The sequence below is a fragment of the Streptomyces sp. NPDC099050 genome (assembly GCF_044759865.1).
GTDB lineage: Bacteria > Actinomycetota > Actinomycetes > Streptomycetales > Streptomycetaceae > Streptomyces.
On the sequence record NZ_JBIWAE010000020.1, the window covers coordinates 131330 to 152372 of the forward strand.

21 protein-coding genes and 1 pseudogene are annotated in these 21043 nt (G+C 71.1%); 12 read left to right on the top strand and 10 right to left on the bottom strand.

What is annotated here, in order from left to right:
* The first annotated feature begins 29 nt into the window (after window positions 1–29).
* Entirely contained in the window at window positions 30–248 is a 219-nt protein-coding gene (locus ACIQV3_RS29595; protein ID WP_254386664.1) for a hypothetical protein, read from the top strand.
* On the opposite strand, the gene ACIQV3_RS29600 is transcribed toward ACIQV3_RS29595, so the two are convergent.
* Window positions 207–944: a YitT family protein gene (locus tag ACIQV3_RS29600; RefSeq protein WP_403717148.1), complete on the bottom strand. Its 738-nt coding sequence runs from the start codon at window positions 942–944 to the stop codon at window positions 207–209. The two genes, ACIQV3_RS29595 and ACIQV3_RS29600, sit on opposite strands and share 42 nt — an antisense overlap.
* 61 nt (window positions 945–1005) lie before the next feature.
* Here ACIQV3_RS29600 and ACIQV3_RS29605 point away from each other — a divergent pair, with 61 nt between their 5' ends.
* Window positions 1006–2436 (top strand): PLP-dependent aminotransferase family protein, encoded by a 1431-nt coding sequence (locus ACIQV3_RS29605; RefSeq protein WP_403717151.1) that lies wholly within the window; start codon window positions 1006–1008, stop codon window positions 2434–2436.
* A gap of 163 nt (window positions 2437–2599) precedes the next feature.
* A complete protein-coding gene (locus ACIQV3_RS29610; RefSeq protein ID WP_403717153.1) occupies window positions 2600–2938 on the top strand; it encodes a GYD domain-containing protein in 339 nt (112 codons plus the stop codon).
* 19 nt (window positions 2939–2957) lie between these two features.
* Here ACIQV3_RS29610 and ACIQV3_RS29615 read toward each other — a convergent pair whose 3' ends face one another.
* The 4 genes from ACIQV3_RS29615 to ACIQV3_RS29630 form a co-directional block, all read right to left on the bottom strand.
* Window positions 2958–3371, bottom strand: a complete 414-nt coding sequence (locus tag ACIQV3_RS29615; RefSeq protein WP_403717156.1) for a PIN domain-containing protein — start codon at window positions 3369–3371, stop codon at window positions 2958–2960.
* Window positions 3372–3551: 180 nt separating this feature from the next.
* The gene (locus ACIQV3_RS29620) at window positions 3552–4181 is read right to left on the bottom strand and encodes a GNAT family N-acetyltransferase (protein WP_403717158.1); all 630 of its coding nucleotides are present in this window, start codon (window positions 4179–4181) and stop codon (window positions 3552–3554) included.
* Between the two features lie 122 nt (window positions 4182–4303).
* Window positions 4304–4702: a hypothetical protein gene (locus ACIQV3_RS29625; protein ID WP_403717160.1), complete on the bottom strand. Its 399-nt coding sequence runs from the start codon at window positions 4700–4702 to the stop codon at window positions 4304–4306.
* Window positions 4703–4734: 32 nt separating this feature from the next.
* Window positions 4735–4896, bottom strand: a complete 162-nt coding sequence (locus ACIQV3_RS29630; protein WP_403717162.1) for a hypothetical protein — start codon at window positions 4894–4896, stop codon at window positions 4735–4737.
* 160 nt (window positions 4897–5056) lie between these two features.
* Here ACIQV3_RS29630 and ACIQV3_RS29635 point away from each other — a divergent pair, with 160 nt between their 5' ends.
* From ACIQV3_RS29635 to ACIQV3_RS29650, 4 genes and pseudogenes are all read left to right on the top strand, one after another.
* Window positions 5057–5404, top strand: a complete 348-nt coding sequence (locus ACIQV3_RS29635; RefSeq protein ID WP_403717164.1) for a hypothetical protein — start codon at window positions 5057–5059, stop codon at window positions 5402–5404.
* Window positions 5405–5470: 66 nt separating this feature from the next.
* Window positions 5471–5518: pseudogene (locus ACIQV3_RS29640) on the top strand (hypothetical protein); the annotation flags it as partial.
* Between the two features lie 51 nt (window positions 5519–5569).
* Window positions 5570–5992, top strand: a complete 423-nt coding sequence (locus ACIQV3_RS29645; RefSeq protein WP_403717166.1) for an integrase — start codon at window positions 5570–5572, stop codon at window positions 5990–5992.
* 111 nt (window positions 5993–6103) lie between these two features.
* Window positions 6104–7063: a hypothetical protein gene (locus ACIQV3_RS29650; protein WP_403717168.1), complete on the top strand. Its 960-nt coding sequence runs from the start codon at window positions 6104–6106 to the stop codon at window positions 7061–7063.
* 81 nt (window positions 7064–7144) lie between these two features.
* Here ACIQV3_RS29650 and ACIQV3_RS29655 read toward each other — a convergent pair whose 3' ends face one another.
* The 3 genes from ACIQV3_RS29655 to ACIQV3_RS29665 form a co-directional block, all read right to left on the bottom strand.
* Window positions 7145–8698, bottom strand: coding sequence for a PTS transporter subunit EIIC (locus ACIQV3_RS29655; protein WP_403717170.1), 1554 nt, complete (start codon window positions 8696–8698; stop codon window positions 7145–7147).
* 51 nt (window positions 8699–8749) lie between these two features.
* On the bottom strand, window positions 8750–9724 hold the full coding sequence (gene murQ, locus ACIQV3_RS29660; RefSeq protein WP_403717172.1) for an N-acetylmuramic acid 6-phosphate etherase: 975 nt from the start codon (window positions 9722–9724) through the stop codon (window positions 8750–8752).
* A gap of 62 nt (window positions 9725–9786) precedes the next feature.
* Window positions 9787–10773, bottom strand: coding sequence for a MurR/RpiR family transcriptional regulator (locus ACIQV3_RS29665; protein ID WP_403717174.1), 987 nt, complete (start codon window positions 10771–10773; stop codon window positions 9787–9789).
* A 102-nt stretch (window positions 10774–10875) separates the two neighbouring features.
* Between ACIQV3_RS29665 and ACIQV3_RS29670 the strand changes: the two genes are divergently transcribed.
* From ACIQV3_RS29670 to ACIQV3_RS29685, 4 genes are all read left to right on the top strand, one after another.
* Window positions 10876–11307, top strand: a complete 432-nt coding sequence (locus ACIQV3_RS29670; protein ID WP_403717176.1) for a hypothetical protein — start codon at window positions 10876–10878, stop codon at window positions 11305–11307.
* 7 nt (window positions 11308–11314) lie between these two features.
* Window positions 11315–11584, top strand: a complete 270-nt coding sequence (locus ACIQV3_RS29675) for a DUF4031 domain-containing protein (RefSeq protein ID WP_403717178.1) — start codon at window positions 11315–11317, stop codon at window positions 11582–11584.
* Window positions 11585–11709: 125 nt separating this feature from the next.
* Window positions 11710–14991 carry a DISARM system SNF2-like helicase DrmD gene (drmD, locus tag ACIQV3_RS29680; protein ID WP_403717180.1) on the top strand — a complete coding sequence of 1094 codons (3282 nt, stop codon included), beginning with the start codon at window positions 11710–11712 and terminating at the stop codon, window positions 14989–14991.
* Window positions 14991–19160 carry an Eco57I restriction-modification methylase domain-containing protein gene (locus ACIQV3_RS29685; protein ID WP_403717182.1) on the top strand — a complete coding sequence of 1390 codons (4170 nt, stop codon included), beginning with the start codon at window positions 14991–14993 and terminating at the stop codon, window positions 19158–19160. The genes drmD and ACIQV3_RS29685 overlap by 1 nt, the downstream gene beginning before the upstream one ends.
* Window positions 19161–19224: 64 nt before the next feature.
* Here the strand turns inward: ACIQV3_RS29685 and ACIQV3_RS29690 are convergent, their stop codons facing one another.
* The gene (locus ACIQV3_RS29690) at window positions 19225–19434 is read right to left on the bottom strand and encodes a DUF397 domain-containing protein (protein ID WP_403717184.1); all 210 of its coding nucleotides are present in this window, start codon (window positions 19432–19434) and stop codon (window positions 19225–19227) included.
* On the bottom strand, window positions 19431–20312 hold the full coding sequence (locus ACIQV3_RS29695) for a helix-turn-helix domain-containing protein (protein WP_403717187.1): 882 nt from the start codon (window positions 20310–20312) through the stop codon (window positions 19431–19433). The genes ACIQV3_RS29690 and ACIQV3_RS29695 overlap by 4 nt, the downstream gene beginning before the upstream one ends.
* 156 nt (window positions 20313–20468) lie before the next feature.
* Between ACIQV3_RS29695 and ACIQV3_RS29700 the strand changes: the two genes are divergently transcribed.
* Window positions 20469–20900 (top strand): ATP-binding protein, encoded by a 432-nt coding sequence (locus ACIQV3_RS29700; RefSeq protein WP_403717189.1) that lies wholly within the window; start codon window positions 20469–20471, stop codon window positions 20898–20900.
* Window positions 20901–21043 lie beyond the last annotated feature (143 nt).

Below are 21043 nucleotides of genomic sequence, written 5' to 3' on the forward strand. Positions count from 1 at the left end.
ATTACTCAGAGCGAAAGGTGACATTGCAAATGGTGCTCACGCCGAGGGAACGGATGCTGGCGGCCGAGGAGGCCGTCGGGCAGTTGAAGGCCGCGCTGACGGACGTGGGGGTGGTGTTTCCCTCGCTCGGGGTGGACGGGGTGTCGGCGGCCGGGTCGTACGGGCTGCCGCTGGTCGATCTGGGGCGCTGCAACCTGGACACCGCGCTACGGCTGGCCGCCGTACTGCACGAGCGGGCGCACCCCTGAGGGATCGGTGAGGCGGACCGTCAGGCGCGGGAGGAACCAGCCGACCAGGGGGCCCGTGCCCAGGGCGACCAGCACGGTGCCGGGGCCGACGGCGCCGCCGAGCAGCCAGCCGAGGCCGGCCACGGACACCTCGATGCCGGTGCGGACCGCCGCTACGGGCAGGCGGGTGAGCCGGACGAGGCCGGTCATGATGCCGTCGCGCGGGCCCGAGCCGTACTGCGCGCCGAGGTAGAGGGCGTCGAAGAAGGCGAGGGCGACCAGGCCGAGGGCGAGGTACGCGAGCGCGGCGGGCGTCCCCTCGGGGGCGGGGAGGACGGCGGCGGTGGCATCGGCGGCGAAGCCGACGATGGCGACGTTGAGGACGGTGCCGAGTCCGGGGAGCTCGCGCAGCGGGATCCAGGCGAGGAGCACCAGGAGCGAGATCAGGTTGGTGGCCCAGCCGAAGGAGATGCCGAGGCTCTCGGCCGTGCCGTCGGTGAGCACGCTCCAGCTCGCCGTGCCGAGGCCGGACTGGACGAGCACCATGAGGGCGGCGCCGTAGCCCGTCAGTCCGAGCAGGAGTTGGGGGACGCGGCGGGCGGTGCGGCCCGCCCGGAGCTGGGCGAGGGCGTTCCTGCGGGGCGGGCGGGGCGGGTGGGCGGCGGGACGGGGCTGGGGCATGGGCTTGGGCTTGGGCATCGGCATCGGCATCGGCATGGGCTGAGCCTCGTCGGTATCTGGACCCTGATTCCATAGCCAGACTGCGTACGCTGGTTCGGTGAAGATCAGCGCGCACGCCGTCGGACGCATGGTCGGGACCTGGCAGGAGGGGCCCGGGCCGGCGCACCAGCGGCTCTCGGACCGGTTGAGGCTGCTGATCCTGGACGGGCGGCTCGTTCTCGGGGCGGCGCTGCCGGGCGAACGGGACCTGGCCGGCGCGCTCGGTACGAGCAGGACCACGGTCGGGGCCGCGTACCGCACGCTGGTGGAGCACGGGTACCTGGAGACGAGGGAGCGCGCGAGGGCGACCGTACGGCTCCCGCACGAGGAGGCGCCCGCCCGGCGGCGGGCCGGCGGCGCGGACGCGGACGCGGACGCGGAGACCATCGACCTGTCCTTCGCCGCGCCACCCGCGCCGCCCGAGGTCCTGCACGCGGCCTTCGCGACGGCGCTGGAGCGGCTGCCGCTGCACTTCGAACGGCACGGGTACGACCGGTACGGCACCGCGGAGCTGCGCGAGGCGGTCGCGGACTGGTACGGGCGCAGGGGGCTGCCCACCTCGCCCGACCACGTCATGATCACCAGCGGTGCGCAGCACGCGATCGGGCTGCTGGCGCGCACGCTGCTGGCGCCGCGGGACAAGGTGCTCTTCGACCACCCCACCTATCCGCACGCGATCCGGGCGTTCACGGAGGCGCGGGCCCGGCTCCTGCCGGTGGCGGTGGGGCCGTCCGGCTGGGACGTGCCGCAGCTGCTCGCGGCGGCACGGTCCGCGCAACTGGCCTACCTGATCCCGGACTTCCACAACCCGACCGGGATGTACATGCCCGCGGGCGTGCGGCGGAGCCTGCGGCCGGCCTGCACCACGATCATCGACGAGACCCTGGCCGACCTGGGGCTGGAGGCGACCGTCCCGGTGGCGGAGGTCCCGGTGGCGGAGCCCTTCGCCGCGACGCACCCCACCGCGATCAGCGTCGGCTCGGTGTCCAAGAGCATCTGGGGCGGGCTGCGCATCGGCTGGATCCGCGCCGTGCCCGCGCTGCTGGAGCGCGTCGCGCGGGCCCGTCCCGCCACGGACCTCGGTACCCCGGTGGTGGAACAGCTGGCCACGGCCGTGCTCCTGAACGGCGGTCACACCCGGCGGCCCGAGGCGCTGCGCCGACTGCGGGCGCAGCAGGACGCCTTGCTGGGGGCGCTGGCCGAGCACCTGCCGGAGGTCCACGCGCCGCGGGCGGCGGGCGGGGTGACGCTGTGGGCGCGGTTCCCGGGGCCGGTCGGCTCGCGGCTGGCGGCGATCGCGCCGGACCACGGGGTGACGATCGCGGCGGGGCCGCGGTTCGGGGTCGGCGGCGCCTTCGAACGTCATGTCCGCCTCCCGTACACGCTCCCGCCGCCCCGGCTCGCGGAGGCCGTCCGCCGCCTGGCGGCCGCCCACCGGGCCCTCACGGCGGGCGCCAGCGGGGTCCACACCCCGGCGCCGGTGGCCTGAGCCGCGTTGGGCCGTGGCGGTGGCTGTTCCCGGCCGTCCGGGGGAACGGCCGGAACGGCCGCGCTGCGGTCCGCCCCTTCCGCCGCCCGGCGTGGGCATCGTCGTTGCGTCGCCGTCGTCGACGACGGCGAAGGCGACGCAACGAAAGAAGAAGGTGGACGCGATGCCGCTGTATCTGTCGAGGTTCAGCTACACGCCGGAGACCTGGGCCAGGCTGACGGCCCATCCCGAGGACCGCTCGCAGGCCGCCAAGTCGTACATCGAGTCCGTCGGCGGGAAGCTGCACGGCTTCTGGTACGCCTTCGGCACGCACGACGGCTACAACCTGTGGGAGGCCCCGGACGACGTGTCGATGGCCGCGGTCGCCCTGGCGATCAGCGGGGGCGGCGCGCTCAGCTCGTTCGAGACGACGGTCCTCCTGAGCGTCGACGACACCCTGGCCGCCCTGCGCAAGGCCGAGCAGATCCGCTACCGGCCCCCGGGCGCGGCCGAGACGCCGTGAACCCGGCGGTCGAGGCTCCCTAGACCTTCACGGCCGCGAGGCGCGTGCCGCAGAGCGCGGTGAGGTCCTCGGGGTCGGAGGTGAGGACGGTGACCGGACCGGGCGCCGCGAGCGCGGTGGCGGCCAGCATCGCGTCGATGGCGTACTTGTGCCCGTCCAGGCCGGCCTCGCGGAGCAGGGTCGTGGCGGCGTGGGCGATCTCCTCGGTGACGGGCTCGACCACCACCCTGGACAGCGCCCACATGAGGGCGGGCATGTTGATCTTCGGGTGGACCACCTCGACGAGGGTGGCGGTGCTGGTGATGACCCGTACATCGCGGGCGAAGGCTGCCGCCAGCCATGCCACGGTTTCGCGGTCCCGGGCGACGTACTTCGAGAGTCCCTCGCTGTCGAGGACGAGGGTGCCGGCCGGAGTGGCCTTCTTGGGTGTCATGCGGCGCTTTGCCCACTCTCGGTATCGGCCGGTCGCTCTTCGTGGACGCGCAGGAGGAAGTCGGCCTTCACCGTATTCGGCGTGTGGGGCGTAGAGATAAATGTGCATAGGCTCAAGGCATATGCCCGCCCTTTGGGTGCGTTTGCGCCCGGGTTCCCTCGATGGGGTGACGGCCCGCCCTCAGTCCGTGCTGATGCGGGCGTGGAGGTGTTCGTCGTGCCAGCCGTCCGCGTGGAGGAGGGCGCCGCGCATGGTGCCCTCCAGGGGGTAGCCGGAGGTCGTGGCGACGTGGCAGGAGGCCGGGTTGGCCGTGGAGTGGGTGATGCGCAGGCGGTGCAGGCCGAGTTCCGCGAAGGCCCAACGGGTCAGGACGGACAGGCCTTCGGCGGTGGCTCCGGCGCCGCGGCCGGCCGGGAGGAGCCAGTACATGAACTCGCCGCTGCCGCCGCGGAGGTCGATGTCGGCGAGGGCGATCACGCCGACGGCGCAGCCGCCGTCCGCGGGGGCCAGGGCCCAGATCGCCGAGCTTTCGGCGTGCCAGCGCTCGCGCCAGCGGGCGATGCGGGTGACGGCCTGCTCCTCGGTGAGCCGGTCGGGGCGGTTCCAGTGGCGGATGTCCGGGTCGGCGTACGCGGCCACGAGCGCGGGGGCGTCGTAGGGCTCCCAGGGGCGCAGGCGCAGCCCGCAGGGGAGGTCGTACGAGGGCTGGGTGAGGGCGGCCATCCGGCCGGCCGGGACCACGGGCGGTATCGAGTCGGTCGGCGGGGCCGGCGGTGAGGCCGGCGGCGGGGTGATCGGTGCGGCGGTCATCGGAACATCATGCACTTGGGCAACGTGGGCCGGCTGGACACCAAGGGGAGGGGATTCCTGGCTCACGTCGGCGGCGGACCTGCGGTCCGTCAGCTCTTACACGGTCGGCGCCAGCCGGGTTGTCAGGGGGCCGGTGCCGATGCCGTCGCGCGGAAGAGGGCGAGGAGTGCGCGGCCCGCGGGGGACTCGGGGGCGAAGAGCTGGTGGGTGAGGCGGGGCGGGACGGCCGGGCCGTGCAGGCGGACCTCGTGGCACCGGAAGCAGAACTGGGCCTCGAACAGGGCGAACGCGAGGTGGTCCTCGTAGGCGCGCATCGCCCAGCCCGGATGGAATCCGCACCGGTGCCGCACGCCGTCCGGCAGCGAGGCGGCGAGCGACAGTGCCGTCCGTGCCTCGGCCCCGGCCCACAGGGCGACCGGGTCACCCGTGAACGGGCCGGAGGGGGAGCGGCGCGGCGGCGCGGTGAGGCGTACGACCTCGATCAGCGCGGTGGCGGACACGGCCTCGGCGGGGAGCTGCATGTCAGCAGTCTCCCCGCCGGGGGTCCGTACCGTCAGGCCAGCGCCGGTTCCTTCGCGGGCTCGGTGTCGAGGGCCTGTGCGGCCTCCGCGTCCGGGCCGGTGTTGAACTCCTCCAGCATCTGGTGTGTTAACTGCACCTTCTCCGGCTCGTTGGGCAGGCTCGCCCGATCGCGCTCGGTGAGGAGTTCATCCACCAAGGGCGCCGCTACCGGCGCCGGAACTCCGACTATGACCGGCGCATGGCCGCGGCGGAGGCAGAGCCGGCGGTGAGGATCACGGAAGAGGAATCGGGTGAGCGGATCAACGTGACCGTTGTCGAGGACTCCGCCCTTCTGGGAGTGGGCGGCGGTCGAGGTGCTGCGTCACAGCGGAATCCGGGTCGAAGAACTCTGTGAGCTCACGCACCTGAGCATCCGGCAGTACCAACGGCCGAACGGCGAGGTCATCGCCCTGCTGGTGGTCGCGCCGTCGAAGAGCGAGCGTGAGCGAGTGATTCCGATGTCGGCTGAGTTGTTCCACGCCGTCGCGCAAATCCTTCGCCGCCATACGCGCAAAGGCAGGACCGTCCCCCTGGTGACCCGGTACGACCCGCACGAGCGGACGTGGTCGGAACGGTTGCCTTTCCTCATGCAGCGACACATCGGGACCGCGATCGGTGTCATGTCTGGCGCAACGGTCCTGAGCATGCTCGACCGCAGCTGAAAAGAGCTGGCCGAGACCAACTCCGCTTTTGAGGGCCTGAAGTTCACCCCGCATGACTTCCGTCGGCTGTTCGCCACCGACGTTGTCAACGGGGGCCTCCCGATCCACATCGGCGCCGCCCTGCTCGGGCACCTCAATCTGCAGACGACTCAGGGCTACGTCGCGGTGTTCGCTGAGGACGTTGTCGGCCACTACCAGGCATTCCTCAACCACCGGCGGTCTCTGCGGCCCGAGGTGGAGTACGGCGAGGTCACACCACAGGAATGGGGCGAGTTCGAGGAGCACTTCGACAAGCGCAAGGTCGAGCTGGGCAACTGCGCGCGGCCCTACGGGACGCCATGCCAGCACGAGCACGCCTGCATCCGCTGCCCCATGCTCCAGATCAACCCCAAGATGCTGCCGAGGCTCGCGGAGCTGGAGAAGGACCTTCTCCTCCGCCGCAAGAAGGCCGAGGAGGAGCAGTGGCTCGGCGAGATCGACGGGATCGATCTGACACTGACCTTCCTCCGCACGAAACAGGCTGAGGCGTCCAGGATGACGGGACGGCCAGTGGTCGACCTTGGGCTTCCCCGGCCGCGCAGCCAATGATCAGACCTGTCAGTGCCCCGTGTTTGGATACGCCATCGGTCTTGCTGAGGGGAACACGTGACACCTACGACACCACCGCGCCCGCTGGACGTGGCCGCGGAACTTCCGGACTTGGCAGCCCTGGCCAGAACGGCCACCCGCCTGCACCCGCGCCCGGGCGCCCCCACTGTCCACGACAGCTCGGTGGGTGGGCCGCTGTTGTGGCCGGCTGACGAGCCGTGGCCGACTTACACGCCGACTTACCGGCCCTACGGGCCGCTGACCACGCTGGCAGACATACGCACACGGAGGGACATCCTCACGGTTGCGTGGGCACGGCCCCGTGGGCCACGCGAGAACCTGCTGACCGCACAGGAGCAGGAGGTCATCAACCGGATCAGTGCCGGGTATTCACCGGAGCTATTGCCGGAAGGGCCACTCCCGCTGATTCCGGTCGCGCAGTTCTATGCCCGCGACGTCCCCGGGCTCCCGTGCCCGGAGGGGACGGACATGCTCCAGGTCCTTTGGGCACCGTTCGAGGAGATCGAAGGGTGCTCCGAAGCGGTGCAGCTGCGATGGCGACTGTCGTCAGACGTACGGGAAGCCATGGTGGAGTCGCCCGAGCCCGTGTACGTCGACCAGAGCGAGCACGTGCCGGCACCGTGTGTCCTGCACCCGGAACGAGTTCGCGAATTCCCTCCGACCCACGTCCTCGACGACGAGCAGGAGAAGAGCCTGCGTGTCTGGGTAGAAGGGCGGTCAGTGGACTACTGGTCGGATCTGTCTGTAGCCCCTGGCTGGAAGCTGGGCGGCTGGCCCGCACACTTCACCTTCCGCGACCCAGCAGACTCCGATGAGTTGCAGTGCGGCGAGTGCGGCGGGCCCGTTGGGGCGCTGCTCACCGTCGACAGCAGCGAGTGGGACGGCGCGAGTGGCAGCTGGCGTCCTGTCGAGGACGGCGAGGACAAGGCCCGGAATCCGTACCGGAACGCGCATGACCCCACCCTGGTGACCATCGGGCGCGGCTACACCCTTCAGATCTACAACTGCGTCAGCACGCCATCCCACCTACCGCGGACGATCATGCAGTAGCGCAGATTCCGGGGAGGGGCGGAGCAACAAGGCTCCGCCCCTCCCCGGTTCTCTAGGGCTACGGGGAGTCCGCCAGGGTTCTCAGCGAACGAGGACACCTGAATCCGTGGCCTCGGAACCGGCCTGTTCCGGGGCTGTACCTGGTACCTCCGCCGTCAGCTCCTCGTCCCCCTCTTCCCGATTGAGTGAAGTGCAGAGAAGCCGGGTGAAGCCGAAGAAGTAGGTGGCGGCGAAGCCCACGAGGTAGCCGACGGCCAGGCCGCCCGCGTAGATCGCGATGGTCATCCCCATGCCCGACTTGCCGTCCAGCAGCGGGAACAGAGCCCAGCCCGAGGGGCCGATGGCGGTGGAGCCGAAGGCGGTGCCCAGCTGGTTGAAGAGGCCTACGAAGGCTCCGCCCGCGGCGCCGCCGACGCAGGCGGTGATGAAGGGGCGGCCCAGGGGGAGGGAGACGCCGTAGATGAGGGGTTCGCCCACGCCCAGGAAGCCGGCCGGGAGGGCGGACTTGATGGTGGCGCGGATGGAGCGGTTGCGGGGGAGCTTGTAGTAGACGGCGATGGCCGCGCCGACCTGGCCCGCGCCCGCCATGGCGAGGATGGGGAGGAGGACGGTGTAACCCGTCTGCTCGATCAGGGTGGTGTGGATGGGGATCAGGGCCTGGTGCAGGCCCAGCATGACCAGCGGGAGGAACAGGCCGCCGAGGACCAGGCCCGCGAAGGCGCCGCCGGTGGCGAGCAGCCAGGTGGCGAAGGAGCCGATGGCGGTGGAGACCTCGCCGGCGACGAACATCAGGCCGAAGATGGTGACGAGGCCGGAGATCAGCACCGTGAGGGTGGGGGTGACCAGGACGTCGAGCGCCTCGGGGACCCACTTGCGGCACCACTTCTCCACCTGGACGGCGAGCAGCGCGGCCGCCAGTGCGCCCAGTACGCCGCCCTGGCCGGGGGAGAGCTGCTGGCCGAAGGCGTCGATCTTCGCGACGCCCGGGAAGACGATGATCGCGGCGACCGCGCCGCCGAGGATGGCGGTGCCGCCGAACTCCTTGGCCGTGTTGTAGCCGACGAACACCGCGATCAGGGACATGAACCCGGAGGCCATCGCGGCGAGCGCCGGGACGACGGCCGGCACCCAGCCCATGTTGGTGAGGAAGCCGCCCAGGCCGGCGATGATGCCGCAGCCGATCAGGGCCGGGATCAGCGGGACGAAGATGTTCGCGATGCGGCGCAGGAACAGTTTGAAGGGGGTGGAGTTCTTCGCCTTCCGGGCGTTCTTGATGGCCGCGCCCTGGGCGGCGAGTTCCTCGGCGGTGTGACCGGCGCCGGCGGAGGCGGGGGTGGTCGCGGGGGTGGCCGCAGGGGTCGCGGTGGCGGCCGAGCGGCCTTCCGCGACCAGGGCCTCGAACTCGGGCGTGACGCGGGCGACGGTGCCCGGTCCCAGCACGATCTGGTACGTGTCGTCCTCGACGACGCCCATCACGGCGGGGACGGCCTTGAGGGCCTCGTCCTGGACCAGGGTGCGGTCGCGCAGGGTGATCCGCAGACGGGTCATGCAGTGCGCGATGGAGAGGATGTTGTCCGGACCGCCGACCAGGGGAAGGATCGCGGCGGCTGTGGCGCGGTTCTTGTCAGTGGACATCGTGGTGTTCGCCTTGCTGCTGGGGGTCAGCGGGGGATCGGCAGGGGTGGGTCAGCGGGGGGTCTGGGCCGGGGTCGGGGTCTGGGCCGGGTTCCGGGTCTGGGTCTGGGTCCGGGTGAGGGCGGCCCGGAGGTGACCCCGGGAGGCGGTGAGCAGTTCGGCGGCCGTGGGGCCGTCGACTCCGCCGAGGATGACGAGGATGGCCTGCTTGACCTCGCCGTCGGACGCGGTGAGCGCGGCCTCGATCTCGGCGTCCGGGGCGCCGGTGGCCAGCGAGACGATGCGCCGGGCGCGGGCGCGCAGCTTCTCGTTGGAGGAGCGCATGTCGACCATCAGGTTTCCGTACGTCTTGCCGAGCCGGATCATCGTGAGGGTCGAGATGAGGTTCAGTACGAGCTTCTGCGCGGTGCCGGCCTTCAGGCGGGTGGACCCGGTGAGGAGCTCGGGGCCGACGACCACCTCGATGCCGTGGTCGGCGGCGGCGGCGAGCGCGGAGCCGGCGTTGCAGGACAGGCCGACGGTGAGCGCGCCGCGCTCCCGGGCGAACTCGACGGCGCCGATCGCGTACGGGGTGCGGCCGGAGGCGGAGATCCCGATGACGGTGTCCTCGGCGGCGAGGGCGAGCGCGGTCAGGTCCTCGGCGGCCAGCTCCTTGGAGTCCTCGGCGCCCTCGACGGCCTTGACCATGGCGGAGGGACCGCCCGCGATCAGGCCGACGACCTCGGAGGGGTCGGTGTTGAAGGTGGGCGGGCACTCGCTGGCGTCCAGTACGCCCATCCGCCCCGCCGTGCCGGCGCCCGCGTAGATCAGGCGCCCGCCGCGGGCCATCCGCTCGGCGATCCCGTCGATGGCGGCGGCGATCGTCTCCAGCTCGCCGGCGACGGCGGCCGGGACGGTGGCGTCCTCGGCGTTCATCAGGCGGGCGATCTCCAGGGTGGGCAGCTGGTCGATCTCGGCCAGTTCGGGGCGGAAGGCCTCGGTGGTCAAGGTGGCGAGCTGGGCGCGGAGTTCGGCGTACGCGGTCATGGGCTTCGGCTCCTGAGCTACTGGCTGGTGGTGTCGCTGGTCTCGCTGTGTTGTTGCTGCTGCTAGCGGGTGGTGCTGGTGCGCTTGGCGGTGGGTACGGGGGTGTGGTGGCGGGGTGCGAGCGCCTCGTACGAGGCTGCGAGCGCGGGCGCCGCCGTCTCGTAGGTCTGCTGGGCGACGCCCACGAACAGGCAGTCCACGACGAGGAGCTGGCTGGTCCGGCTCGACATGGCCGCCGGGCGCAGCTGGGTCTCGCGGGCGGCGGAGGTGGCCAGCACGAGGTCGGCGTAATGGACGACGGGGGAGTTGGCGCGGGCCGTGAGCGCGAGGGTGGTGGCTCCGTGCTCGAAGGCGGTCCGCAGGGGCTCGATGACGTCGCCGGTGCCGCCGGAGTGCGTGATGGCGACGGCCACGTCGCCGGGGCGCAGCAGCACGGCGGTGGTGACGGCCAGGTGCGGGTCGTTGTGCGCGTGGGCGATCAGGCCGATGCGCGACAGCTTCTGCGCGAGGTCCTGGGCGACGAGCCCGGAGGCGCCGACGCCGTAGATCTCGATGCGCCGGGCGCCCGCGAGGGCGGCGACGGCCGAGCCCAGGGCGGCGACGTCGAGTCCGGCGGCGGTGTCGGCGAGGGTCTGCGCCTCCTCCTGGGCCAGCTTGGCGACCACGTCGGCGAGGGAGTCGTCGACGGCTATGTCCACGGTCACGGCCGGGGCCGCGCCGGACTCCTGCTGGGCGGCGAGGGCGGCGAGCGCGAGGCGCAGGTCGCGGTACCCGGCGTAGCCGAGGAGGCGGGCGGTGCGGACGACGGTGGCCTCGCTGGTGTCGGTGCGGGCGGCGAGGTCGCTGACGGTGAGCGCGGCGCATCCCGCCGGGTCCTCGGCGACGGCCTCGGCGACGGCCTGCATGGAGCGGGTCATCGAGGGGCCGAGACTGCGGACGCGGGCCCGCAGGGCGGCGGGGGCGGGGACGGGGGCGGTGGGGACGGGGGCGGGGGCGGTGGGGGCCGTCGGAATCCCATCGCTGAAGGTTTCTTTCAGGTTCTCGCTCACCCTTGAAACTTATTTTCAGAGGGGTGGAAACGTCAAGACGCCATAAGTCACCGGCGAAAGAGGACCTTCGCCACGGGGCCGGTCCGGGTCCACAATGTGTCCATGGACCACGCGACCCCCCCACCCCCCCGTGAGCAGGCGCTGCACGCCGCACGCGCCTTGGTACTCGCCGATCTCGTCGCGGGCGATGTCGCCGAGGCCTATGTCGTCTCCCTCGTCGAGGACGCGGTCACGCACCGCCGGTGGTGGGTGGAGCAGTGGCCGGAGGGCGTCGACTACCTCGCCGGCCTCGTCGCCCAGGACGTGAAGGACGCCCTGCTGGAGAAGTACGGACGCTGGCCGCTGTGCCCGGTCTGCGGCCACGGCGAGCCGCACGCGCTGGACGTGGAGCCCGAGCTCGGACCGGACCCGATGTGGGTGTGCTCGGAGGCCGGCGTGCGGGTGGCGCCGGTGGGCGCCCTGGGAGCGGTCCTCGGCGGCTCCGGCGATGGCTCCGGCTCCGGCTCCGGCGACGGCTCAGGCTTCGGCGAATGAGCCGCCGGTGACGGTGTACATCGACCCGCCCGACTGGCCGGGGCACGGCCGCATGTGGTCGCACCTGGTCAGCGACACCTCGTTCGAGGAACTGCACGCCTTCGCGGCGTCGATCGGCTGCCCGCCGAAGGCCTTCGAACGCGACCACTACGACATCCCGGAGCAGCGCTACGCGGACGCGGTGCGCGCGGGCGCGGTGGAGATCGGCAGCAAGGAGCTGGTCCGCAGACTGACGGCGGCCGGGCTGCGACGGCCCAAGGGGCGGCCGGCGGCGTAGCTCTTGGGCTCGTGGGCTCCTCAAATGAGCTCCGTGCAGAAGTCCAGCCATCAGCGCACATCCCACATCTAGACTCGAACGACGGTAGGCAAGGGACGTTCGTGGCAGGTGGGGGAATGGGCGAGATGACGACGCAGGCTGCACATCCGGGTACGTCGAGCGCGCCGGTGCCTGCCCCCGGCCAGCGGGTCACCGTCCGCCACCGTCCGTGGGTCGTCACCGACGTGGTCCGCTCGACGGCCGCCAGCGACGACCCAGTGCGGGCCGCCGAGGCCGTCGCCACCCATTTGGTCAAACTGTCCTCACTCGAGAGTGACGGCCGCGACGAGGAGCTAAGGGTCGTCTGGGAGCTGGAGCAGGCGACGGACATCCACGACCAGTACGAGCTGCCGTCGCCCCTCAACGGATTCGACGAGCCCGGCCGACTGGACGCCTTTCTTGACGCGGTGCGCTGGGGCGCCATCGCCTCCGCGGACAAGACCGCACTGCAAGCCCCTTTCCGCTCCGGCGTGGAGATCCAGGACTATCAGCTGGATCCGGTGGTCCGCGCCCTCTCCATGCCCCGCACGAATCTTCTGATCGCCGACGACGTCGGCCTCGGCAAGACGGTCGAGGCCGGCCTCGTGATGCAGGAGCTGATGCTGCGCCACCGTGCCCGGTCCATGCTCATCGTGTGTCCCGCCGGGCTGACCCTCCAGTGGCGTGACGAAATGCGGGACAAGTTCGGCCTGGACTTCCGGATCGTCGACACGAAGATGATGCGCGAGCTCCGCCGGGCGGCCGGCCCGTACGCCAACCCGTGGACGCACTACCCCCGGCTGATCGTCTCGATCGACTGGCTGAAGCGCGAGCGCTCGCTGCGGATGTTGCGCGAGGTGCTGCCCCAGGTGCCGGAGTATCCGCGCGCCTTCGACCTGCTGGTCGTGGACGAGGTGCACACCTGCGCCCCGTCCGGGACGGGCAAGTACGCCGTGGACTCGCACCGCACCGAGGCGGTGAAGCTGCTGGCGCCGCACTGCGAGCACCGGCTGTTCCTCTCCGCGACCCCGCACAACGGCTTCCTGGAGTCCTTCACCGCACTCCTCGAACTGCTGGACGACAACCGTTTCGCCCGGGGCGTCAAGCCGTCGAGCGAGCAGCTGAGCCGGGTGATGGTCCGCCGGATGAAGTCGGACCTCCCGCCCCTGTGGAACGGCAAGCCGCGCTTCCCGAAGCGTGTGCCGCACGCACTGGAGATCGATCACAACGACACGACCCGGGAGGCGTACGCGAAGCTGGCGGAGTACGCCCGCTCCCGCCGCGGGGACCAGGGCGGGGGGAAGGCGGGCCGGGCGGCTTCCGACTTCGTCACGACGCTCCTGAAGAAGCGGTTCCTGTCGTCGCCGAAGGCGTTCGCGGAGACCGTCCACACCCATCTGGACACGATGCGGGCCCGCCAGGCGGGTCCCGCGACGGGACCCGAGCAGGAGCCCACCCCGAGCATCCGCGTGCTGCGGCCGCTGATCGACGGGATCGAGGAGGCCGAGGAGGCCGACGAACAGGAGCAGGCGGAGGCGGCGAAGCGTGCTCTCACCGCCGCCCGCCAGGCGATGCGTCCGCTCACCGACCGGGAGCACACGCTCCTCAAGGAGCTGGACGTCTGGGCGGCGGAGGCCGGGAAGCGTCCGGACGCCAAGTTCGAGCGGTTCCGGGAATGGCTGGACCGCATCGTCTGCCCCGACGGGCCGAAGGGTTCGTGGGAGGACCAGCGGGTCATCGTCTTCACCGAGTACCGCGACACCCAGCGCTGGCTGTACGGGCAGCTGCTGGCCGCCGGATACCCGGCGGATCGGATCACCCAGCTGTTCGGCGGCCAGGACCGGGACGAGCGCGAGCGGGTCAAGCAGGTCTTCCAGGAGAGCCCCGACCTGTCACCCGTACGCATCCTGCTGGGCACCGACGCGGCCAGCGAAGGCATCAACCTCCAGGCCCATTGCCACCGGGTGCTGCACTGGGAGATCCCCTGGAACCCGAACCGGCTGGAGCAGCGCAACGGCCGTGTGGACCGGCACGGGCAGAAGGCCGACCAGGTGGACGTCTTCCACTTCGTGCCCCGCGGCTGGCAGGGCTTCGCGCCTGCCGACGACGACACCACGGACTCCGGCTACGAGGACGGCGCGCTGGAGGACGAGCTGCACTTCCTCGCCGTGGCCGCCCGCAAGACCGAGCGCATCCGCGAGGACCTGGGCAGCGCCGGCGAAGTGATCGCCGCGCAGGTGGAGCAGAAGATGCTGGGCCGGCGCTCCAGCTGGACCACCGCCGACGCAGAGATCACCCGGCGGTCCGGGAAGGCCGTGCTGAAGGTCGAGCGGGACCTGGCCCGGGACCTGGAGCGCCTGGTGGGCGCACTGGCCGACAGCCGCCAGGAGCTGCACCTGACCCCGGCGACGGTGGAGCGGGTCGTCCGTACGGGGCTGCTGCTGGCCCACCGCAAGGACCTCGCAGAGGTGCCCGACCCCCGGGCCGGGCGCGGCGCCCGCTGCTTCCGGCTGCCGGAGCTGCCCGGCGCCTGGGCCAGGGCCCGCAACGACGGCCTGAAGCACCCGCTCACCGGCAAGGAACGTCCGGTCGTCTTCGACGAGGCCGAGGCCCGCGACCGTACGGACGTGGTGCACCTGCACCTGGGCCACCGGCTGGTGCAGATGTGCCTGCGGCTGCTGCGGGCGGAGCTGTGGTCGGCGGACGCCTCGGCCAAGCTGTCCCGGGTCACGGCCCGCGTGGTGCCGGACGGGCTGCTGCGCCAGCCCGCCCTGATCGCGCACGGCCGGGTCGTCATCACCGGCCGAGGTGGTGCGCGCCTCCACGAGGAGGTGATCGCGGCGGGTGGGCTGATCGACGGCGGCAAGTTCGCGCCGGTGAAGAAGGACGAGGTCGAGGCGTGGCTGGCGGCCGCGACCGAGGAACTGCCCGCGGACGAGGTACGGGCCGAGCTCGCCGGACTGTGGCCGCAGCTGGAGGAGCGGCTCGGCCGCGCACTGAACACGCAGGCCAACCGGCGTTTCCGCTCCCTCGAAGCGCTGCTCGCCAAGCGGTGCGAGGAGGAGGTCGAGGGCATGCGCACGGTGCTGGAGGACCTGAGGCAGTCGATCCGGGACCGTCTGGACGATCAGGGACACTGGGAGCAGGAGTCGCTGTTCGACATCGACGACGAGAGGCGGCAGCTGCGCGCGGACCGCGACGCGCTCAAGGAGCGCTGGGAGCGGTTGCCGCAGGTGATGGAGACGGAGACGGCGGCGCTGCGCCGCCGCTGGGCCGATCCCTCGCCCCGCTGGTTCCCGGTTGCCGTGACCTTCCTCGTCCCCCGCTCCCTCTCGCCCGCCACCGCCACCGCCACCGCCACCGCCACCGCTCGCCAGGAGAGCCGCTGATGCCGACCGCTGCCACCGCAGGCAAGAAGTACCCGCCGAAGGGCTCGGTCCCCACCCCTGCCGAGCAGCACGAGGACTGGCTCAGGCTGCTGCGCCCCGACGGCCCGTTCATCTCGCTGCCGGTGCTGCTGGAGGTCTTCCAGACGGGCCTCGACACCATTCCCGACGACGTTCGGGGGCAGCTGCGCCAGGCCTGGGCGGAGGTCCGGGAGGACCCGGACCTGCTGCGGTCCTCCTGGGAGCGGTTCGTTCTGACCAAGCTGCTGGACTGGCGTGCGCCGGGCCTGCGCGAAGGCGCCGCGATCCCCGAATCGCTGCACGCCGGCGCGAACACGCCCGATGCCGTCCTGCTCGGCCCCGGCCAGTCCGGCCTCGCCCCGCGCGCCCTGTTCTTCCGTACGGACGGTTGGGGCGAGCGCCTCAACCGCTCGCGCGGCGAACAGCCGGGCCTCGTCGACCGCGCCGCCGAGCTGTGCCGGGCCCGGAACGTGCCGCTGGCCATGGTCACCAACGGCCGTGAGTGGGCGCTCGTCCACGCCCGCCCGAAAGAGGCGACGACCGTCGCCGTCTTCGACGCGGACCTGTGGTCCGAGGAGCCGATCCTGGCCCGCGCCTTCGCGAGCCTGCTCGCCGCCCGCCGGGTGGTGCGCCCGCCGGTGGATGCCGAGGGCAAGCCGTCCGAGTCCACGGCGGCCCTCTTCGAGCGCACCGCGAAGGCCCAGTCCGACGTCACCGACACCCTCGGCCGCCAGGTCCGCGAGGCGGTGTCACTGCTCGTCGCCGAGGTGTCCCGCCTCGACCGGGAGGCCGGCGGCAGTCTCCTCGGCGGTGTCCCCGCGAAGGACGTCTACGAGGGCGCGCTCACCGTCATGATGCGCCTGGTCTTCCTCCTGTACGCCGAGGAGCAGCGCCTGCTGCCCGCCGGTGACGAGCTGTACGACGCCTCGTACGCCGTCGGCCCGCTCCACGAGCAACTGGCCACCGCGCAGAGCCTGCACGGCGACGAGCTCGGCGACCGGGTGGAGGCGACCTGGCCGCGCCTGCTCGCCGTGTTCGCCGCGATCCACGGCGGCTGCACGCACGACCGCCTGTGGATCCCCGCGTACGGCGGCTCCCTCTTCGACCCGTCCCGCTTCCCGTGGCTGGTCGGGGCCAAGGTCACCGACCGGGTGGTCTACGAGATCCTCGACGCCCTCCTCACCCTGCGTGCCCGCAAGGGCTTCAAGGGCAGGGAGCGCCTCTCTTACAAGGGCCTGGACGTCGAACAGATCGGCCACGTCTACGAGGGCCTGCTGGAGTACGGCTGCCAGTGGGCGGACGAGCCGTACGTGGGCGTCACCTTCGGCCGGGACAAGAAGTACGAGGCGGTGCTGCCACTGGCCCGCCTGGAGGAGTGGCAGGCGGCCGGAACCCTCGCGGACGAAGTCGCCGCCGCCTCCGGCACGAAGCCGCCGACGGTGACGGCCTCGCAGGCCAAGTCGGGCGCGGTGACGGTCGAGCTGGAGACGGCGTGCGGCAGTGACCCGGAGCTGGTGGATCGGGCCGCGGCCTTCTCCGCCCTGTACGGGCTCGACCTGCGCGGCGAGCCCAAGGTGTGGCCGGCGGGCTCGGTCATCGTGGTCCGCTCGGGCAACCGCCGCGACACGGGTACCCACTACACCCCGAAGGCGTTGGCCGAGGAGGTCGTCGAGCACACCCTCGCGCCGCTCTGCTATTCGCCCGGACCGGCCGAGGGCGCGGAGACGGGCGTCTGGCGGGCCAAGTCCGCGGACGAGCTGCTGAAGCTGCGGATCCTGGACCCGGCGATGGGCTCGGGCGCGTTCCTGGTCTCCGCCTGCCGGTATCTCTCTGACCGGGTCGTGGAGGCATGGCTCCGGGAGCCCGACCTCCCGCCCGAGATCGCCCGGGACGTCGACCGCGACGACCACGAGCAACTCCACCGGATCGCGCGGCGGTTGGTGGCCGACCGCTGCCTCTACGGCGTCGACCGCGACCCCATGGCGGTGGAGCTGGCGAAGCTGTCGCTGTGGCTGGTGACGCTGGCGAAGGGGCGGCCGTTCTCGTTTCTGGACCATGCGCTGCGGTCGGGTGACTCGCTGGTGGGGGTCATCGATGTCCGGCAGGTCAAGATGTTCCACTTGGATGTGGAGAACCGGCAGTTGAGCTCGGAGGTGGAGCGGGCCCTCTCCGTCACGGAGACGTTCCTCTCGGAGGCGGCGGAGCTTCGGCGGAAGATCGAGGCCATGCCGGTGGACGACATCCGGGTGATACGGGACAAGGCGGAACTGCTGGGGCAGGCCCAGGCGCGCAGCGAGCGGCTGCGGCTGGCGGCCGACGCGGTGGTCGGCGCGGCCCTGGCGGCCGAGGGCCTCTCCGACGAGGAGGCGTCCGACATCTCCGGCGAGGAGAACGTGGGCGGTGCACGCGGTGCGGCCCGCTTCCGCGACGCCAAGGAGGACGCGAAGTCCCGGGCGTACCGGAACCGGCTGGAGTCCGTGGCGGGGCTGGTCGCTACCGCGCTGGAGGGCGGGGCGGGGGCGGCTGCTGCCGAGGGTCAGGCGCGGGAGATCGTCGACGGCTGGCTGAAGGGCCCCCGGGCGGAGGCGGTGCGGCCGCTGCACTGGCCGTTGGAGTTCCCGGAGGTCATGGGGGTGGGGGGCACCACTGGGTTCGATGCGGTGGTGGGAAACCCGCCGTTCATGGGCGGCAAGAAGCTCACAGGCGCGTTGGGCCAGGACTATCGGGAGTACCTGGTTAATCGGATTGGCGGAGGCAAGCGGGGCAGCGCGGACCTGTGCTCCTACTTCTTGCTGCGGAACCTGTCCTTGGCGCCGGGGCAGCGTACTGGCGTCATCGCGACGAACACGATCGCCCAGGGACCAACTCGGGAGGTCGGCCTCGACCAGGCAATGGCGGATGGGTGGACGGTGTACCGCGCCGTGAAGTCTCAGTCGTGGATGGGGTCGGCGGCAGTGATCGTGTCGTTGCTGTGGCTGGTTGGGAAGCTAGGCGAGAGTGAAGTTGCCGTCCTGGACGGGAACGACGTGCGAGGGATTACACCAGGGCTGGACCCGCAGTCGCGGGCGTCGGGGAACCCACTTCGGCTGGTGGAAAATGAGGCGCAGTCGTACATCGGCTCGTACGTGCTGGGGACAGGCTTCGTCCTATTGCCTGAGGATGCGCGGGCACTTACCGCAAAGGACCCGAGGAACGCGGACGCGCTGTTCCCGTACCTCATCGGAAGGGATCTGAACCAGCGCCCAGGAGGTACCGCCAGCCGCTGGGTGATTAATTTCCACGACTGGACGCAAGAGGAGGCTGCCAAGTTCAGTGATCTTTTTGCGATCGTCGAGCGTGAGGTGAAGCCAGTCCGAGCACAGAACAACCGCAAGGTTTACCGGGAGCGTTGGTGGCAGTACGCCGAGAAGCAGACCTCCTTGATCGAGGGAATTGCGCACTTGGACCAGGTTGTTGTGATTGCACTGGTCAGCAGTACGGTGATGCCGGCCCGAGTCTCAGCACGGCAAGTACTCGCACATAAGCTTGCAGTCTTTACCACGGACAGCTCAGCCCAGCTAGCGCTGCTTTCCAGCTCTTTTCACACGAGATGGGCATGGAAATACTCGGCGACCATGAAGGATGACCTAAACTACTCGCCGTCCGACGTGTATGAGACTTTCCCTCGCCCTGGCGAGACCTCGCGCCTTCACGCAGCGGGTGATGCTCTGGAGAAGGCCCAGCGGGCCATCATGTCCACCAACGAGATCGGTCTCACCTCCACCTACAGGATCGTCCACTCTGAGTCCGATGTCTCTCCCGGCATCGAGGACATCAGGCAAGCCCATGTTGAGGTTGACAGGGCCATCGCCGAGGCCTACGGCTGGACTGACCTGGACCTCAAGCACGGCTTCTATGCAACGCCTCAAGGCGAGCGCTTCACCGTCGCTCCCGAGGCCCAGACCGAGATCCTGGACCGTCTCCTGGAGCTGAACCACGCCCGCTACAAGGAGGAACTGGACAAGGGGCTGCATACGCCGGAGGCCAAGCGGAGGCGGGCTGCCGCCCGTAAGGCCAAGGCGAAGGCGCGGGCCGCCGTGCGTGATCCAGAGAGCTCCTCCGATGGGTTCGAGGACGACGGGCTGTTCCCTCAGCCGGATGCCCTGTTCTGATCCGTACAGCGGTGCGCCCCGCTCCTGGTGACAACCAGGCGCGGGGCGCACGCAGTGCGCAGGGTCAGCAGCCCGACGCGTACGTCACGAAGCCCGCCCACGCGCCCGGGGCAAGCGCGAGCTGGGGGCCGTCGAGGCACTTGGAGTCGCGGACATGGACGGTCCCGGGGGCGTTGGCGACTTCGACGCACGAGTCGCCTTCGCTGCTACTGCTGTAGCTGCTCTTGAACCAGGCGAGTTCGGAGTCGTCCCCGGCCGGGGTGTTGCGGATCATGTCTCTCCCAGCAGTTGCTCGATGAGGGCGGTCGACTCACGGGGCGTGAGAGCCTGAGCCCGGATGATGCCATACCGCATCTCAAGGATATGGAGCTGTTTCGGCTCAGTGACCGGGCGGCCGTTGGCCACAGCCGGCGAGCGGCCAACGGCTGAGCCGTCCCCGAACTTCAGCACCTCGATACCGCCTGCCAGTCCGGCGTGCTCCTCGCGCTCCATCGGCATCACCTGAAGCTCGACGTTCCGCAACCGCCCGAGCTCCAAGAGGCGCTGCAGCTGAGCACGCAGCAGAGGACGCCCACCTAGCGGGCGTCGCAGCGTCCATTCCTCCAGGACGAAGCTGAGTTCGGGGGCGGGGTCCTTCTCGAAGATGGCCTGCCGAGCCACGCGGCCAGCCACCATCCGCTCCACGTCATCCTCCGTGTACGCCGGCCGCCGCATCAGCAGCAGCCCACGCGCGTACTCCGGGGTCTGCAACAGGCCGTGGATGTTAAGCGGGTCGTACAGCTGAAGCTCCACCGCCTGAGCCTCCAGCTTGGCCAGTTCCCGGACCTTCTTCGGGTACCGGACCTTCGCCACGTCCTCCTTCATGGCCGAGATCAGCCCACCCGCGTCCAGGACCTCGTCCGCCTTGTCCAGGAACTCTGGCCTGGGAATCCGCTTCCCGCCCTCGATCTTGTAGACCAGGTCCTCGCCGTACCCGACCGACACTCCGAAGTCGGCGGCCCGCATCCCCACCGCCTCCCTCCGAAGCCTCAACTGCCGCCCTACCGTGGCGATCACGGCCACACCCCAGTCGTCATCCGGGTCCACCTCCCAGCCCGGCTCGTCCGCCTCGCTCTTGAGCCGCCCCGCCCCGGTCGCGCCGTCCACCGCCATGCCCGCACCCCTCTGTCCGTACCTCCGTGCCGCGACGCCCCTACCCACGGGGTGTGTTCCGACAGCCCCGACAGCAGTGGACAAGCTCCGGACAGTCGCCCTACGTACCGGCGTCGTCGCTGTTCACGGTAGGCGCGGACCGCCACGCTCGGTGACGTGAACCAGAAGAAGGTCATCCAACTCCCATCGCCAGCAACTCAGTTCGATGTCTTGCTGTCCCCCACGCCGCGAGGCGCCCGGCTGGCCCGGCTGCTCGCCGTCGACTGGCTGCGCACTCTGGACCTGCCGTACCGCGTCACCCAGGCAGCCGAGCAGGTGGTCGCCGAGCTCGCCGCGAACGCCGCCACCCACGGCCGGGTCGCCGGCCGGGACTTCCGCCTCGCGCTCCTCTCCGGCGCCGACAGCCTCCGTATCGAGGTCACGGACACCCGGGGTGACGGCCTCCCTGTCCTCCGGGTCCCGGCGCCCGGCGCCGACTCCGGGCGCGGCCTGCTCCTCGTCGAGGCGCTCGCCGACCGGTGGGGCGTCGGGCTCGGTCCCGTCCCCCGGAAGACCGTATGGGCTGAACTCGACCTGCCGCGCCCCTGACCTGGGGATATCGATCGCGCACCGGCGCCCGCCCGGTGGGTCTCCGGTGGCAGGGGCGATCCCAAGACTCAAGACACGAGAGAAAGCACCCCACCAAACCCCACCCCCTCCCGCCCATGGCGCAGGCTCACTCGCTTGAGTGA